The 15872-nt window shown below is 70.5% G+C and carries 14 protein-coding genes and 2 pseudogenes; 9 read left to right on the forward strand and 7 right to left on the reverse strand.

Annotated features, from left to right (window positions below; all coding sequences use genetic code 11):
* The first annotated feature begins 31 nt into the window (after window positions 1-31).
* Together ACFWB8_RS02735 and ACFWB8_RS02740 are read left to right on the forward strand one after the other, a co-directional pair.
* Window positions 32-895, forward strand: a complete 864-nt coding sequence (locus ACFWB8_RS02735; protein WP_385221462.1) for a hypothetical protein — start codon at window positions 32-34, stop codon at window positions 893-895.
* Between the two features lie 35 nt (window positions 896-930).
* On the forward strand, window positions 931-1419 hold the full coding sequence (locus ACFWB8_RS02740) for a glutathione peroxidase (RefSeq protein ID WP_385221465.1): 489 nt from the start codon (window positions 931-933) through the stop codon (window positions 1417-1419).
* 78 nt (window positions 1420-1497) lie between these two features.
* Here ACFWB8_RS02740 and ACFWB8_RS02745 read toward each other — a convergent pair.
* The 3 genes and pseudogenes from ACFWB8_RS02745 to ACFWB8_RS02755 form a co-directional block, all read right to left on the reverse strand.
* Window positions 1498-1860: pseudogene (locus ACFWB8_RS02745) on the reverse strand (chorismate synthase); the annotation flags it as partial.
* Between the two features lie 194 nt (window positions 1861-2054).
* Window positions 2055-3596, reverse strand: coding sequence for an AMP-binding protein (locus tag ACFWB8_RS02750; RefSeq protein WP_385221467.1), 1542 nt, complete (start codon window positions 3594-3596; stop codon window positions 2055-2057).
* Window positions 3597-3661: 65 nt separating this feature from the next.
* Window positions 3662-4813 carry a winged helix DNA-binding domain-containing protein gene (locus ACFWB8_RS02755; RefSeq protein WP_385221470.1) on the reverse strand — a complete coding sequence of 384 codons (1152 nt, stop codon included), beginning with the start codon at window positions 4811-4813 and terminating at the stop codon, window positions 3662-3664.
* Window positions 4814-4984: 171 nt separating this feature from the next.
* On the opposite strand from ACFWB8_RS02755, the gene ACFWB8_RS02760 reads away from it, so the two are divergent.
* The gene (locus ACFWB8_RS02760) at window positions 4985-6148 is read left to right on the forward strand and encodes a magnesium and cobalt transport protein CorA (RefSeq protein WP_385221473.1); all 1164 of its coding nucleotides are present in this window, start codon (window positions 4985-4987) and stop codon (window positions 6146-6148) included.
* A gap of 397 nt (window positions 6149-6545) precedes the next feature.
* Here the strand turns inward: ACFWB8_RS02760 and ACFWB8_RS02765 are convergent, their stop codons facing one another.
* A complete protein-coding gene (locus ACFWB8_RS02765; RefSeq protein WP_385221476.1) occupies window positions 6546-7607 on the reverse strand; it encodes a beta-propeller fold lactonase family protein in 1062 nt (353 codons plus the stop codon).
* Window positions 7608-7903: 296 nt separating this feature from the next.
* Here ACFWB8_RS02765 and ACFWB8_RS02770 point away from each other — a divergent pair.
* Window positions 7904-9170 (forward strand): annotated as a pseudogene (locus ACFWB8_RS02770) (IS701 family transposase).
* A 168-nt stretch (window positions 9171-9338) separates the two neighbouring features.
* Here ACFWB8_RS02770 and ACFWB8_RS02775 read toward each other — a convergent pair.
* From ACFWB8_RS02775 to ACFWB8_RS02785, 3 genes are read right to left on the reverse strand one after another with little or no spacing between them, the layout of a single operon-like run.
* Window positions 9339-9698 (reverse strand): hypothetical protein, encoded by a 360-nt coding sequence (locus tag ACFWB8_RS02775; RefSeq protein ID WP_385221479.1) that lies wholly within the window; start codon window positions 9696-9698, stop codon window positions 9339-9341.
* A gap of 4 nt (window positions 9699-9702) precedes the next feature.
* Entirely contained in the window at window positions 9703-10320 is a 618-nt protein-coding gene (locus ACFWB8_RS02780; RefSeq protein ID WP_385221481.1) for a GNAT family N-acetyltransferase, read from the reverse strand.
* A gap of 23 nt (window positions 10321-10343) precedes the next feature.
* On the reverse strand, window positions 10344-11750 hold the full coding sequence (locus ACFWB8_RS02785; RefSeq protein WP_385221483.1) for a hypothetical protein: 1407 nt from the start codon (window positions 11748-11750) through the stop codon (window positions 10344-10346).
* Between the two features lie 381 nt (window positions 11751-12131).
* Between ACFWB8_RS02785 and ACFWB8_RS02790 the strand changes: the two genes are divergently transcribed.
* Genes ACFWB8_RS02790 through ACFWB8_RS02810 form a run of 5 tightly spaced genes read left to right on the forward strand, consistent with a single transcriptional unit; the run spans window position 12132 to window position 15688 of the window.
* Window positions 12132-12968, forward strand: coding sequence for an aspartyl/asparaginyl beta-hydroxylase domain-containing protein (locus ACFWB8_RS02790; RefSeq protein ID WP_385221486.1), 837 nt, complete (start codon window positions 12132-12134; stop codon window positions 12966-12968).
* Window positions 12969-13018: 50 nt separating this feature from the next.
* Window positions 13019-13891, forward strand: coding sequence for a hypothetical protein (locus tag ACFWB8_RS02795; RefSeq protein WP_385221488.1), 873 nt, complete (start codon window positions 13019-13021; stop codon window positions 13889-13891).
* Window positions 13888-14487 (forward strand): LOG family protein, encoded by a 600-nt coding sequence (locus ACFWB8_RS02800; RefSeq protein WP_385221491.1) that lies wholly within the window; start codon window positions 13888-13890, stop codon window positions 14485-14487. Before ACFWB8_RS02795 ends, ACFWB8_RS02800 begins: the two co-directional genes overlap by 4 nt.
* Window positions 14484-15038 (forward strand): orotate phosphoribosyltransferase, encoded by a 555-nt coding sequence (locus ACFWB8_RS02805; RefSeq protein WP_385221494.1) that lies wholly within the window; start codon window positions 14484-14486, stop codon window positions 15036-15038. Before ACFWB8_RS02800 ends, ACFWB8_RS02805 begins: the two co-directional genes overlap by 4 nt.
* Window positions 15035-15688, forward strand: coding sequence for an HAD family hydrolase (locus ACFWB8_RS02810; RefSeq protein ID WP_385221497.1), 654 nt, complete (start codon window positions 15035-15037; stop codon window positions 15686-15688). The genes ACFWB8_RS02805 and ACFWB8_RS02810 overlap by 4 nt, the downstream gene beginning before the upstream one ends.
* The last annotated feature ends 184 nt before the right edge of the window (window positions 15689-15872 follow it).

Here is a 15872-nt window from a genome sequence, read left to right on the forward strand (position 1 = left end):
TACGCACGGCGACGGAGGGGATCCAGGGCTCATGGCGGATGCGGTACCGGTGCGCTGCCCGGCGTGCCTGCGCGAGAACAGCTACACCGCCCCGGTCTTCCCGTGCGCCTGCGGAAGCCCGGTCGTTCCGCCTCTGAACCTGGCGGGGCTGCCCGAGCCGCTGACCCATCGCACCTGGTCGGAGAGCTGGGTCGCGGTACGGTGCACGGCCTGCGGGCGGGAGAGCGAGTGGCCGCACCCGGAGCTGGGGTGCGGGTCCTGCGGGACGGTCGTGCGGGTGCCGGTGCATCCGCTGGAGGCGCCGGGACCGGCCGGGAAGGTACGGGAGCAGCCGCCCCGGCGCCCGGAAGCGGCACCGGCGGCGGGATCCGAGCCCGCACCGGCGCACGCCCCGCCGCCGCAGCGGCCGTTACGGCCGACGCGGCCGACGCGGCCGACGCCACCGCCGACGTCTTCGGGACTTCCGGGGCTTCCGGGGCGTTCGGGGCCTTCCACGCCGGCCCTGCCGCGGCCCGCCTTCCGGCCGGTGACCATCCGTACGGCCCGGGACGCGGTGGCCACGGCCGCGCTGTACCTGCGCTGGCTCGGCTTCCAGGACGTACGCCAGCCCGACGGCCGGCCGATCCCGTCGGCGGCGGTGGACCTGCGGGCTCCGGGGCTGGTGGCCCAGGTGGACCCGACCACGGCGCCGGCCGGGCTGCGGGCGGTGGAGTGCGTCTGGCTGAACGGACTGACAGCCTCCGCGACCAGCGTCTACTTCGCTCTCGCGGGATACACCGAGGACGCGCGCACGCGCGCGGACGATCTGGGGATACCGCTGTTCGTGATGGACCTCACCGGCATGCCGCAGCCGGTCAACGACCCGGCGGACGAACTGATCGATACGGGGGCCTAGGCTCGGAGTCATCACCTTCTGCCGAGGAGAGCTCGATGAGCCTGTACGACATCCCGCTGACCACTCTGTCCGACGAGCCCACCAGCCTCGCCGCCCACAAGGGCAAGGCGATCCTGCTGGTGAACACGGCGTCGCAGTGCGGGCTCACCCCGCAGTACTCGGGCCTCGCCCGGCTGCAGTTCGCGTACGAGGAGAAGGGCTTCACCGTCATCGGCGTGCCCTGCAACCAGTTCGGCGAGCAGGAGCCCGGCACCGCCGACGACATCCAGACCTTCTGCGCCGCCGGCTTCGGCGTGACCTTCCCGATGCTGGAGAAGACCGAGGTCAACGGCGAGAACCGGCACCCGCTCTACCATGAACTGGTCAAGACCCCCGATGCCGAGGGCGAGGCCGGGGACATCCAGTGGAACTTCGAGAAGTTCCTGATCTCCCCCGCCGGCGAGGTCGTGGCCCGCTTCCGCCCGCGCACCGAGCCCGAGTCCCCCGAGGTCATCGCCGCGATCGAGGCGCTGCTGTCCGCCTGAGGCCGGACACGACCGCAGCCCGGGCCGTCTGCGGCCCGGGCTGCGGGTTTCCTCGCGAACAGGTCTGCCGTCCGCCGGCTACCTGACGACCAGGGCGTCCAGGTACGACCGCACGTTGCGGCGGTTCTCCGGCACGCTGTCGCCACCGAACTTCTCCGCGACCGCGTCGGCCAGCACCAGCGCGACCATGGCCTCGGCGGCGATGCCGGCGGCGGGCACGGCGCAGACGTCGGAGCGCTGGTGGTGGGCGGCCTCGCCCGTGGCCACGTCGACGGTGGCCAGCGCGCGCGGCACGGTCGCGATGGGCTTCGTCGCGGCCCGAACCCGCAGCAGCTCGCCCCTGGTAAGGCCGCCCTCGGTGCCGCCGGAGCGGCCCGAGGTGCGGCGGATGCCGTCCGGGGTCCGCACGATCGCGTCATGGGCCCGGGAGCCCGGCGCCCGCCATCAACGGCAGGGAGGCCGTGCAGTTCCTGCAGGCCCTCAAGAACGCGCTCCAGGCACCGGAACTGGAACGGGCAACCGAGGGACGACGGCGGGCTGAGGGCGGCCGAGGGACGACGGCGGAGCGGGAACGGCGAGCCGCCACACTGAGAACCGCCGTTCCCCCTCCCCTGTCTCACTCCCCCGGTCGCCGGTCAGTTGACCTCTCGGTCCAGGCCGGACCAGTACGGCCTGCGGAGCTTGAACTTCTGGATCTTGCCCGTGGCCGTGCGCGGGATGGCATCGCGGAACTCGACGCTCGTCGGCGCCTTGTAGCCGGCCATCCGCGCCTTGCAATGCGCGATGATGTCGGCCTCCTGCGCCGTCGCACCTTCCGTGAGGACCACGAGGGCCTTGATCGTCTCGCCCCACTTCTCGTGCGGCACACCGATCACGGCGACCTCGGCGACCGCCGGATGGCTGAAGATCGTGTCCTCCACCTCGATCGAGGAGACGTTCTCCCCGCCGGTGATGATCACGTCCTTCTTCCGGTCGGAGATCGTCAGGTGCCCGTCGGCCTCGTCGATCGTGCCGCCGTCGCCGGTGTGGAACCAGCCGTCCTCCAGGGCCGCCCCGGTCTCCTCCGGCTTGTCCCAGTAGCCGTCGAGCACGACGTTCGACCGGGCGAGGACCTCGCCCGACTCTGACACCTTCAGCTTCACCCCGAGCGCGGGCAGCCCCGCGCGGGACAGCTTGCGCGCCCGCTCCCCGGCCGGCAGGTGCGCGTCGGCGGGCCGGGCGCGGTTGAAGGTGAGCAGCGGCGAGGTCTCGGTCAGGCCGTAGATCTGGGTGAACTCCCAGCCCAGCTCCTCGTCGATCCGCTGGATCGTCCTGGTCGGCGGGGGCGCCCCGGCGCAGACGATCCGTACGCGGTCACGGCCCGGGATCTCGCCCTCCCAGGTCGCCGCCGCGTCGAGGACCGCATTCCACACGGCGGGCGCGCCGCACATGAGCGTGACCCCGTGCTCGTCGACGCGGCGCAGGATCTCCGTGCCGTCCACCTTGCGCAACACCACCTGCTTGACGCCGAGTCCGGCCATCACGTACGGCATTCCCCAGCCGTTGCAGTGGAACATCGGCAGCGTGTGCATGTAGACGTCGCGCTCCCACACCCGGGTGTGCAGCCCGAAGGTGAGGCCGTTGACCCAGATGTTGCGGTGGGTCAGCTGAACGCCCTTGGGCCGGGCGGTGGTTCCAGACGTGTAGTTGATGGTCGCGGTGGCGTCCTCGTCCGGTTTCGACCACGGGCGCGGCTCCACGCCGAAGCGCATCAACTCGGCCTCGGTCTGCGCGCCGAGGACGAACCGGTGGCGCGCCTTGAGGCCGGAGAGCGCCTCGTCGATCTCGGGGTCGACCAGCAGGACCGATGCCCCGCTCTGCCGCAGCACGTAGTCGATCTCTTCGGGCTTGAGCCGGAAGTTGACGGGCACGCAGATCCGGCCGCTCATCGGCACCGCGAACAACAGTTCAAGCATCCGGGCGGAGTTGTGGCTGACCACCGCCACGCGCTCGCCCTCGCCGACGCCGAGCGCGTCGAATCCCGCCTGCCAGGCCCGTACCCGCTCGCCGAGCCGCCCGTACGTCGACACGGGCACGGGCGGGCCGGGCTGATCCGGCTCGTCGACGACCCCCGTGCTGGAGAAGAACCCCAGCTCGGCCCGGTCGAGGAAGTCCGAGACGGTCATGGGAACCCGCATAGCGCTCTCCTGTATCAGGACGACTGCATGGTGGTGGGGAGTCTCGCACGCGCCGCCGCCCGAGGTCAGCCGTCGATCGGCCCGAAGCGCACGGAGCCGGAGCCGGAGCCGGAGCCGTCGGCGGCGTCGGCGCCCTCGTTGGTCATCGCGGCCAGCAGCGACTCCCCCTCCGCGACGATCTCGCCGCGCCGCGCCTTGGAGGCCGTACCGAACAGCTCCACGGTGAGGGTCGCCCCCTCCAGCTTCCACATCCCGGCGAGGAACCCGTCGAGGAGCAGGGTGCAGTGTGACTGGTTCCCCCGCCAGGTACGGCCCTTGAGCTCGGGGGCGAGCACGCGGGTCCGGTCGGCGTGCGAGAGGAGCAGGTTGTCGAACTCCGGGAGGAAGCGCGGCGGCGCGGGCACATCTGCGTCGGGGCGGACCCCGTCGGGAAGGTCGAAGAGCTCGACCCCGTTCTCGTCCTGGAAGACGGCCAGCCCCGGGCGCAGCCGCTCGAAGGCCTCGCGGAGCCTGGTCAGCCCGGCCCAGGTCTGCATGTCCTTGACGGAGGCGGGGCCGAAAGCGCCGAGGTAGCGCAGGACGACCTCGTCCATGGCGGGCGGACGGTGCCCACCGCCCTCCCCCAGGTCCGTTCCCGGGCCCAGCCACTTGTCGACGGTGGTGAGCCGCACCTGCCCGCTGCGCCCCCACACCCCGCGGGGCGTGACCTGGACGAGCGGCAGCCGGCAGCGCGCGGCGACGGCCAGCGATTGCGGGTCCGCGTCGGGCCACTGCTTGAGCAGCTCCTCGCGGATCTCCCCCATGGTGCGCGGCTCGGCCTCGACGAAGGCCCGCGCCAGGGTGTCGAGCCGGTCCAGGTCCACTCCGACGAGACCCTTGCGGAAGTAGTTGACCTCCCGGTCCCGGGCGGGCTGGACGAGCGGCCGCAGCGTGAGGGCGTCCTGCGCGGTATGGGTGTGGATGGTGGAGCGCATCGTGACCATCCGGACCGTCTGCCGGGACTCCATCAGTGCGGCCAGCTCGGCGGGGCGGAAGCCTGCGAGGCGGGCGTACAGCTGGAAGTAGGGCGGCTTCACGTTCTGCGCCTGGAGCCCGAGGAGGTGCTCGACCGCGTCCCGCGCGGACATCTCGGCGCGGCTCAGGAGCAGCTGGCGGGCGAGCGTGGCACGGTTCAGCGAGCGGGTATCGAGTACGGGATGCGTCGTCCTGGAGGCCATGACAGCAAACTAGACCCCGTTGCGGACACCTGCTGTCCGCAACCGGCAGAATCTCAAGGCGCCCCCTTTCGCCCACATATCCTGCCTCTCACCCATAAACCCACAAACTTACAAACCTACAGACCAACGAACCACACTCACCCCAACACGTTCGCCGGGAGCTGACCTGCGATGTCGGAGCGTCCAGACCGCCGCCCCCTGCCACCCGAGAAGCGCGCGGGATGGCGCCGCCCCGCCTCCCCGCCCCCGGGGCCCCCGGGCGCGCCGCCGCAGTCCCCGCAGCCCGCACCGCCGCCCCCCAGCCCCGCGAACCACCGCAGTGTGATCGACTCCGCCGTCTACCGCGACGGCCGCCGGGTCGCTTCCCCCGCCACCCTCGCCGACACCTTCCGGCAACTGCGCGATCAGCCCGACGGCATGGCCTGGATCGGCCTGCACCGCCCGACGGAAACCGAACTCCATTCCCTGGCCGCCGAGTTCAACCTTCACGAACTGGCCGTCGAAGACGCCCTGGAGGCTCACCAGCGCCCCAAGCTGGAGCGCTACGGCGACACGCTCTTCGTCGTCCTGCGCGCGGCCCGCTACCTGGACGCGCTCGAGGAGGTCGACTTCGGCGAGCTCCACATCTTCGTCGGCCCGGACTTCCTGATCACGGTCCGCCACGGCGCCGCCCCGGACCTCTCCGCGGTCCGCCGCCGCATGGAGGAATCCCCGGAACTCCTCTCCCTGGGCCCGGAGGCCGCCCTGTACGCCATCCTGGACGCGGTGGTCGACGGCTACGCCCCGGTCGTCGAGGGCGTCCAGAACGACATGGACGAGATCGAGACGGAGGTCTTCCGCGGCGACCCGGAGGTCTCCCGCCGCATCTACGAACTCTCCCGCGAAATGGTCGAGTTCCAGCGGGCCACCCGCCCCCTGGTCGGCATGCTCCACAGCCTGATGGCCGGCTTCGCCAAGTACGGCACGGACGAGGAACTCCAGCGCTACCTCCGCGACGTGGCGGACCACGTGACCCACACCAGCGAACGCGTGGACGGTTTCCGCCAGGCCCTCACGGAAATCCTGACGGTCAACGCCACCCTGGTCTCCCAACAACAGAACGCCGAAATGCGCGCCTTGGCCGAAGCCGGCTTCGAACAGAACGAGGAGATCAAGAAGATCTCCTCCTGGGCGGCCATCCTCTTTGCACCCACACTCGTGGGAACCATCTACGGCATGAACTTCGACACCATGCCCGAACTCCACTGGGCAGGCGGCTACCCCTTCGCGATCCTGCTGATGGCGGTGGTCTGCGTCAGCCTGTACGTCATCTTCAAGAAGCGCGACTGGCTGTAGGCCGCACACCATCACCGTAGATCAACTTAGCTGTTGCGAATACTTGAAAGCGGCCCGCAGGACCCCCTGGGGAGAATCTGGGGAGAATCCGCTGCCTGCCGATGCCGGGTGCTCCCCCGCACCTTGGCGCTGGCCCTCCCGCACCGCCGACCACCTTCGACGGCACGCGATTGCGGAGGGTAACGACACCGGGTGGCACAGCATCTGCTGTGCCACCCGGTGTCGCAACTAGGCCGTTTCCTTGGATCACCTCGCCGACAAGATGAAGATGGCAGCGAGGTGGAGTCCGGCGAGGTAGATGGTGACGGTCTTGTCGTAGCGAGTGGGTGCGCCACGAGGCGCCATCCTCATCTGGGCACGACGCTGACCAAAGAGGCCGAACCTAGCGGCGCCTTGCTCAGGCGAGCTGCACCGGCGCGGTGTTCGGACCTCGGGCCGTGCCCGCTTTTCCCTGTACCGCGGCCACGCCGGTCGGCCCGTCGCCCACGGTCACCGTGTTCGTTACGCGAGCTGTCGAGGTGTCGATGACCGACAGGGTGTCCGAGTCGAAGTTGCTGACGTAGACGAGGGAGCCGTCCGGGCCGACGGCGAGGCCGTTGGGACCGTCTCCCACGGCGACGGTTTCCGTGACGGCACGGCCGCGGGTGCTGATCACGGACACGTTGTCGGACCCGATGTTGGCGACGTACACCTGTCGCCCATCCGGTCGCACCCCGATTCCCGCAGGCTGGTCCCCGACCGGGATGCGGTCCGATTCCGCGCCGTCGTGAACGTCGACCACCGACACATCGTCCGACGTCAGGTTGGAGACGTACAGGCGACGGCCGTCGGGGGCGAGCACCAGAGCGGTCGGTCCGCTCCCGACAGGGATGGTGCCTGTGACCGTTCCGGTGGCGATCCGGACCACTGAGACGGTACCGGACGCGGCGTTGGCGACGTACAGGGTGCATCCGTCGGGTGCCACCGCCACGCCCAGCGGGGCATCGCCCACCGCGATGGTGTCCGTCACGGCACGGGTGCGGGTGCTGATCACCGACACGTTGTCCGACCCGACGTTGGCGACGTAGACGTTCCGGTTGTCGGGAGAGACCGTCACTCTGCTCGGTTCGTCCCCGACAGCGACGGTGGCGATGACCGTCCTGGTACGGGCGTCGATCACCGATACGGTGTCCGCCGCGGAATTGGTGACATAGACGCGGGAGCCGTCCGGGCTGACGGCCACGCTGTCCGGTCCGTTCCCGACGCGAACGCTGTCCACGACCGTGCCGGTACCGGTGTCGACGACCGACACCGTGTCGGAGTGGAGATTGGCGATGTAAACGAGGGCATCAGGCCGCGGGGACAGCCCGGCTGCCGTCGTCCCGACGGATGCGCCGGCCAGGTTTCCCGGCCCCACTAGCGCCGCTGTCACACAGAGCACCACGGCTGCTCGCCGCGCAAGGTCCTGACTCCTCGTCATGGGACCACGCTAAGACTCCGGAGCGGAAAGCCACGTGAGGCTCACGCTCAGGCTGACCGAACGGCGCATCGTGGCCGCCGCCTACGCCGACTCCATCTACACCGGCCGCACCCTGGGCAACCCCACCCAGGGCACAACCTCGGACGCTCCCGAGGCGGGCTGCCGCTCCGGCGCCGGGGAATCCGGGCGGGCATCCTCATCTGGACCTGACGCTGACCAAAGAGACAGAACTAGGGCTTGGTCAGGTTGTTTGTGGTTGAGCGTTTCCTTTTGGTGCGGTGTTGCGTTGAGGGGGTGTGACTCCGGACGAGATTGCTGCTGTGCGTGGTGAGTTGGAGGACTTCGCGGCGGAGGTTTTCGAGCCGTTCGCGCGTAATGATCAGCGTCGGTGGGGGCAGGTCTACCTGCGGGGCCTGCTCACGGACGGGCGGCGCAAGTCGGTCGAGCCGATGGCCGCCCGCCTCGGCGAGGACGGGAACCGGCAGGCCCTGGCCCACTTCATCACCACCAGCCCGTGGGACCCCGCGCATGTGCGGGCCCGGCTGGCCTGGAAGATGGAAAAGGCGATCCGGCCCACCGTGCTGGTCTTCGATGACACCGGCTTCCTCAAGGACGGCACCGCCTCGGCGTGTGTATCGCGGCAGTACACCGGCACCGCGGGAAAGGTCACCAACTGCCAGGTGGGCGTCTCCCTGCACCTGGCCTCGGACCACGCCTCGGCGGCGGTCGACTGGCGGCTGTTCCTCCCCGAGGCCTGGGACCCCGCCTCGCCAAAGGCGGACCCGGCCAAGGTCGCCCGCCGCACCGCCTGCCAGATCCCCGACGACATCGGGCACGTGGAGAAATGGCAGCTCGCACTCGACATGCTCGATGAAACCCGCTCGTGGGGCATCGAGGTGCCGCTGGCCATCGCGGACGCCGGATACGGCGATGCCGCGGCCTTCCGGCACGGACTCAACGCTCGAGGCCTCAACTACGTCGTGGGAATCTCCACCACCCTCTCCGCCCAGCCCGGCGGGGCCGTGCCGGCCATCGAGCCCCACTCCGGGACGGGACGCCCACCGGTGGCGAAGTACCCCCGACAAGCCGCAGTCGGTGAAACAGCTGGTCATCGCGGCCGGCCGGAAGGCGGCGAAGCCGGTGCAATGGCGTGAGGGCTCCCGGTCCTGGACCGGCCGCAGCGGCTTCAAGCGGATGTACTCGCGGTTTGTGGCCCTGCGGATCCGGCCTGCCGGACGCGAGGTCCGCCAGGCCGCCGACGGCCCGGAACTACCCGAGTGCTGGCTCCTGGCCGAGTGGCCGGCCGACCAGGGCGAACCCGTCCAGTTCTGGCTGTCCGACCTGCCCGCAGACACCCCGCTGACCACCCTGGTCCGCCTGGCCAAGCTCCGCTGGCGCATCGAACACGACTACCGGGAGATGAAACAGGCCCTGGGACTTGCCCACTTCGAGGGCCGCACCTTCAACGGCTGGCACCACCACGTCACCCTCGTCTCCGTCGCCCACGCCTTCTGCACCCTGCAACGACTGGCCAAAGCCCCAAAAGACACGGCGCCGGCCTGAGCCTCTACCGCATCGTCCGCGAGCTACAGACCCTCCTCGCGGCATGGACCGGCGTCTGCCCCACCTGCCACCGCGGCATACCCACACCAACACCAACCTGACCAAGCACTACTAGGGGCCAACGCCAAACGCGTTGGCCCCCACAGGCGTTGCGCCTCCCCTGCCAAATCACGCCGGGCTGCGTCGGTGGCGGCCCCGTCCTCGGGAGCCCGACCTGGCTTCCCGACCACACTCCGCTCGCTGCCCAGGGCGCCCAGGGTTGTCGTGGAGCTTCATGGAGTCCCAGACCCGCAGCTGGAGTTCCTCGATGCACGAGCCGCAGGCGTACATGGGCGCCTGGGCTCCGGCGACGCTCACCGGACCGATCCACAGGACGCGGGTCCATCGCTGTCCGCAGTACAGCCAGCAGACACCGTCGACCCAGTGGTTGCCGTCGTCGGTGGACGCCGGTTGGGGCAGGCCACCGCGCGTGAGCTCGGCGGTGCCGGGGATCACCGGTTGGCGCGGCCGGGCCGGCTCGGGCAGCACCGGATCACCCCTCCTGGCCACGGCCGGCGGCAGGAGTCACCCGCTCCGGGGCTCCCGCGGCTGAGCCAGGGGCAGAAGCGTCGATCGGTGTCCACTCGTGTTCCAGGATCGAGTAGGTGATCGAGTCCCGCCATGCCCCGCGGACGAACACGTGGTCGCGGATCCGGCCGTCCTCGGTCATGCCCGCCCGCAGGAGGGTGCGCGCGGATGCCTCGTTGAGCGGTGCACGGGCCGCCCAGATCCGATGGAGGCCAAGGGTTTTGAAGCCGAGGGTGCAGAGCACGTAGACGGTCTCCGTGCCGAAGCCCTTGCCCCACTCGGCCGGGTGGAGGGCGAACCCGATGGTGGCCGCATGCTGCGGTTCGGTCGCGAGGCGCGCGTACCCGATGAGCTGACGCTCTCCTGCCAGGGTGATGGCGAGGCAGTACTCGGTTCGCGGGGTGTCCTTCGCAGTGGCGATGGATCGGTCGACGATCGCCTGAACCTGATCACGAGTGCGGGGCTCGAAGCTGAGGTGTCGGGTGGCCTCCGGGTCGCCGTAGACAGCCAGGAGGTCGTCGGTGTCATCGGGTTCGACTTCGCGCAGTGCCAGTCGGGGGCCGGCCAGGTGGACTGGGGTCATGTCTGCGGAGCCTACTTGCGGGGTCACCGTACGAGCACCGACGTCGGGGTGGCCGTGAAGGCTTCGATCTCCTCGCGGAGGCCGGCACCCGCGCCGTCGCCTCGGCGGCCACCGCTGTGGAGCGCGGCATGGACACGCTGGGCACTGCTGGTGATGCCGAAGTTCCGCTGCTCGACGGGGAGGTCGAGCACCGGGCGGACCGCCTCCATCGCACCCTCGATCTCGCCACGGGCGATACGGGCGAGGGCGAGGTCGGTCTGGGCGCCGGCTTCGTCGCCGAAGGCCCACTCGTCCTCGGAAGCGGTGCGGTACGCGGCGACGGCAGCCTCGGAGCGGCTCTCACCGAGGGCGGGGTCCTCGCCCAGGTGCACGGTGGCCTCGGCCACGTAGTAGAGCTGTCGGGGTGCGGGGAAGGTCATGATCCCGCCGAAGCCGTCGAGGTCGTCCGGTTCGACCACCTCACGAGCCGCCTCGGCCTGCTGGATCGCGGTACGGGTGGCCTCTCCGTTGCCGAGGAGGGCGTGGGCGCGGGCGGAGAGGCATGCGAGCCACACGCTGGTGGTGCCCCGGACGCTCCCGGAGGCGCTCTGGCCGAGGGTGGCGTAGTCGGCGGCCTCGCCGGGGCGGCCGGCCCAGTAGGAGATGAGGGATTGCAGGGAGCGGACCCAGGCACGCATGGCGTGGTGGTCGGCATTGTCGGCGCACACGAAGGCGGTGCGGGCCTGCATCATCGCGGCGCTCGGGTTGCCCAGGTCGTGGCTGGCCTTGGCCAGCATGCCGGAGGTGATCCCCGCGAGCAGATAGAGGTCACGGGCCTGCAAGGGCTTGACCCGGCCGTGCTCCAGCAGCCGGAAGGTGAGGTCCTGTACCTCGACCAGGTCGCCGAGCAGGGTCGGCAGCGCCAGCTTCGGGTACGCGGCGGCCAGCCGTCGCACCTCGTCCTGGATCTGGCCCAGGGTTTCCGGGCCGACACTGCTGCCTTCTGCCATCGCGGTGAACCGGAGCGCACGACGAGCCGCCATCGCAACCTGCCTTTCCAATTCTGTGGTGCCCGCCTCGTAGCGGGTCTCGCTGCTGAACGGACCACCGGCGAGCAGCACCTGCGCCTGCTCGGGTGGGAGGAGGACAGAGCGCGACCGTGGCGGTGGGATGACGAGCGGGGACTCGGCCGAAGGCTCCGTCGGTGAGGTGGCCGGCGCGGGGGCGAGAAGGAGATCGACGCTGACGCCGAACATGGCCTCCAGCACCCGGCACTGATCCGGGTACGGGCGGGTCTTCACCGCGCCGCCGTACCAGCGCTCGAACTGCCGCTTGGAGACGGACAGACCTCCAAGCGACGGGTCGCGCTCGTCCAGCGCCAAGCGGTGCGCCGCTTCCTCGAACCGGAGCAGGAAGGTCTTGTAGACCTGCCAGTGCCGCCGCAGCGCCAAGACCCTTAAAAGCGTCGGAGTTTCAGCCACCGCAGATCCCCTCCGATCCCCGTTCGTCTGGTCTGACCATAGCCCCGGCCGCTCGGCGGGAAACCCCTTGCGCAGGCCTACGGACCAGATGACGGCAGCCATGACGGTGGTGATGACGCACCACGGCGCGGGGCGGCCGTCCGGGCGGGAAGGAGGACGGCTTCGTGGCGGCAGCGGCGTCGTATCCATGCGCTCCGGCCCGTCGCCATGCTGAGCCGCACTTCGCTTTCCGTGCACCGTCGACAGCGAAGCGTGAGACCGGGATTGCGGATACAACGCCCCCGCACAACCCCATCCAGCACCAGGTGCCCACCGGCCCCCGCCTCGGGCGCCGGCAACGGGAGGGAACTGATGGACGACGACACCGTGACCGCGCTTGCCGGGCAGATCGCCCAGCTGGACGCCGTCGATCTCGCTCAGCTGGAACGGATCCGCCACGAGGCCCTGACCGCCCACGCCCCCTGGAAGGCGGAGTACGGCGCCTACCAGTCGGGCGGCTGGTGGACGACCTCGCTGATGAACGCCTCCGGCGACGCCGCCGACGTGAAGATCGGCGACTGCGCCGCGAAGCCGACCGACCTGCTGACCCAGATGCCGGCCACCGCCGCGCTCCTTGCCGAACTGGGCCTGAACTACATGTGGGTACGGCTCGCACGGCTGGAGCCCAACGCCTTCCTCTGGGAGCACCGCGACTACGACGAGCTCGACCAGATCGAGCGGCACCGGCTGCACATCCCGCTACACACCAACACCTCCGCGTTCCTGGTCACCGGCGGTACCAAGGTTCACATGACGGGCGGACGGATCTGGCGGCTGACGCCGACGTACGCCCACGGGGTGTGCAACCTGCTCGGCCCCGACCGGATCCACCTGATCGCCGACGTGTACACCGACGACACCTACCGGCAGCTCGCCCGGCGCCCCTCGCTCCACCCGGGCACCGCCGAACCGCTGCCCCCGGCGAACCACGCGGTCCTCGCCGAGCGGCTACAGGCCGCCCGGAACATGGCCGAGCTCGGCTTCACGGAGGCCGCCGAGCGGATGCTGCTGCGGCTCTTCTACACGTACGCCCTGCCCGAGGGCACGGCCTACGACCTGATCACCGAACTGCACACCTCGCTCGGCGACATGGAAGCCGCGACGCGATGGACGGCGGCCAAGCGACGCCTCCTCGCCCTCACGGCCTGACCGACCGTCCTCGTAAGTCCACCCCGCCGGAATCCGAATGGAGGACGCGCATGCCCACCTTGCAACTGGCCGAGCTCACCCACGCCAACCGCCCGGCCCAGCTTCCGCTCCTGTCGAGCCTCGCCGACATCCTGGCCACCTCGCGGGCCGTCACTCACCTGATGGTTCGCGGTTCGCTGGCCCACGGCACCGCCGACCGCCTCTCGGACGTCGACTTCGTCGTCGGCGTCCACGACGCCCAGCTGCCCGCCTTCGTGAAGGCCTTGGACGACCTGATGTCCACCGAGGCCGGCGCCCTGCTGCCGGGCTGGCGCGACACGATCGTCGCCGACCTCGGCGGCGTCGGGATGGTCTTCCTCATCCCGGACGACGGCAGGCTGCACCAGATCGACCTCTACCTCGTTCCCGCCACGCACATCCCGCGCCTGCGGGCGACGGTCGCCACCGCCTCGATCCTCGACCGCGAGCCGGTACCCGCCGGACCTGAGGCGGTCCTGGTGGCCGAACGCTTCGCCGCCGAATTCCTCGCCCAGCCGCGTACGTGCACCGAGTTGCTGATCGAGCACCTGGTGCTGGCCGTACTGCTGCACAAGCGCATCAAGCGGGGCCAGCGGTTCGTCGCCTACTCGGAGTGGCACAGGCTGCACACCGCGACGAAGGACCTCATCAAGGCCGCTCTGGCTCCGGCATCCCGGTTCTGGGGCTGGTACCAGCTCCGCGAGGAGATCGCCGTGACCCCGATCGGCCGGGCCTGCCTGGGCAACCTTGACGCGGCGATCAGCGGTCCCGCGGTGCCGACGGCTCCCGACGTGGACGCGGCCGTCGATCGGATGCTCGCGCTGGTCGAGCGGGCCTGCCCCGAGGCCCTCGACGGCCTGGGCGACGCCATCGCCGCCTACCGCACCTACCAGGAGCTGGTGTGAACGCACTCCACCTCGCGGGCCCAGCCACCAACTGGGCCCGCGAGGGCCTGACCGCCGTGTTCTTCGGCGGCGTCGTACCCGCCTCCGCCGAGGAGGCGGAGCTGGCCGAGGAGATCGGCCGGGCCCTGGCACAGGCCGGGTACTCGCTCCTGCACGGCGGCTACAACGGGCTGATGGAGGCCGCCGCCCACGGAGCGAGCTCCGAAGGAGCCGTCGTCACCGCGGTCACCCTGATCGGCAAGCACGACGAGTGGGGACCGTTCAACCCGCACGCCACCGCCTCGGTCCACGTCCCCGACCTCGGCGCCCGGCTCAACCACTACCTCGAACACGCCGACCTGGTCGTCGCGATGGGCGGCGGGGTCGGCACTCTGCACGAGCTGACGGCCGCCCTGTACCACTCGACCACCATCAGGCCCGTACCGATCTTCCTGGCCGGACCAGCCGCGCTCCGCCTGCTGGCGTTCCTGCGGCAGGAGAAGTGGCTGTACGCGACCCCGACACGGCCGCTCGGCTTCCTCACCGCCGTGGAGTCCGCGGACGACTTCCGCACCTGCCTCGCCACGCTCGACACAGCACCGATCGGAGGAGCATGACCACCACGAGCACGTCGCTGGCCGGCCTGACAGCCCGGCTCGCCGAAACCGCCTGCGTCACCGCCCCGTTCCACCTCGCCGACGGCGCCCGGCTGGACGCGTACTTCGACGAGTACCGCTTGGCCGCCGACCCCGCGCTCCTTCACGACACCGCCACGGCCCTGGCCGGCCTCGTGCCCGAGAGCGCCCAGCTGCTGGCGGGCATCGAGCTCGGTGGCGTCCCGCTCGTCGTCGCCCTGTCCGCCGTCACCGGCCTGCCGGCCGTCTTCCTGCGCCGCCGCCCCAAGGGCTACGGCTCCCACCGGCAGATCGAGGGCGCCCCGCTCGACGGCCGCCGTACCGTCCTCGTCGACGACGTGGTCCGCTCCGGCGGCCAGCTGTTGAAGATGGCCCGCACCTTGCGGATCGCCGGAGCGCCCGTCGCGGACGCGTTGTGCGTACTGGAGCGCCCGCTCGGAGGCCGACTACTGCTGGGCGAGCACCGCGTCACCCTGCACTCCCTGCTCACCGAGGCCGACCTGCCGCCCGTCCAAGGTGGTGACGCCGCGTGAAGCGGGCCGTGCTCTTCGACCTCGACGGGGTCCTCCTCGACAGCCACACCTCTCAACTCACCACCCTGGCAGGGTTCGCGACCTCCGCACTGGACCGTCGCGTCACCATCGCCGACCTCCCCGTCGAGGCCGCGACTACGCCCCGCGAGCAGGTCCTGGCGGGGCTCGGCCTGCGCGGACCGATCAACGAGGACGGCTGGGACGCGGCCACCGCAACGGCCAGCCTCCACACCGAGGTCTTCCCCTTCGTCGGCGACACCCTCACAGCCCTCCGGGCCGCCGGTATCGCAACGGGAATCGTGACCCTACGAAGTCACCGCCTGGTCCGCTGGCTGCTCCCGCCCGACATCCTCAACCTGATCGACATCGTCGTCTGCTTCGAGGACGCGGTCCCCAAGCCTGCGCCCGACGGGCCACTGCTCGCCCTGAAGCAGCTCGGCGTCGCCCCGAAAGACGCGGTGTTCGTCGGCGACATGGAGATCGACATCCACGCCGCCCGTGCGGCGGGTATCAGGGCAGTCGGCGCGGGCTGGGGCTTCGCCGGCCCCGGTGCCCTCACCCGGGCCGGCGCCGACCTCACGCTGCCGCATGCCGCCGGACTGGCCGACGTACTGCTCCTCCTTCTGGCGGGAGCAGAGCCTTCCCGCTAGAAGTCCAAGCGATCTTGACGCCGGACCCGCTACTCTGGGTGGTGCAGCGCACACAGGACCATCGAGTCCCCGTGGGCTGCACCACCTGTGAGCAACGGATCTGGAGTCATGGTCTACACCGTGGGGGCGCGAGCTATCTGCGTCGAGCTGGAGAACTGAGAACCACTCAGTCCCGTTCTCGGCC

This window comes from Streptomyces sp. NPDC060031 (assembly GCF_042736805.1).
Classification (GTDB): domain Bacteria; phylum Actinomycetota; class Actinomycetes; order Streptomycetales; family Streptomycetaceae; genus Streptomyces.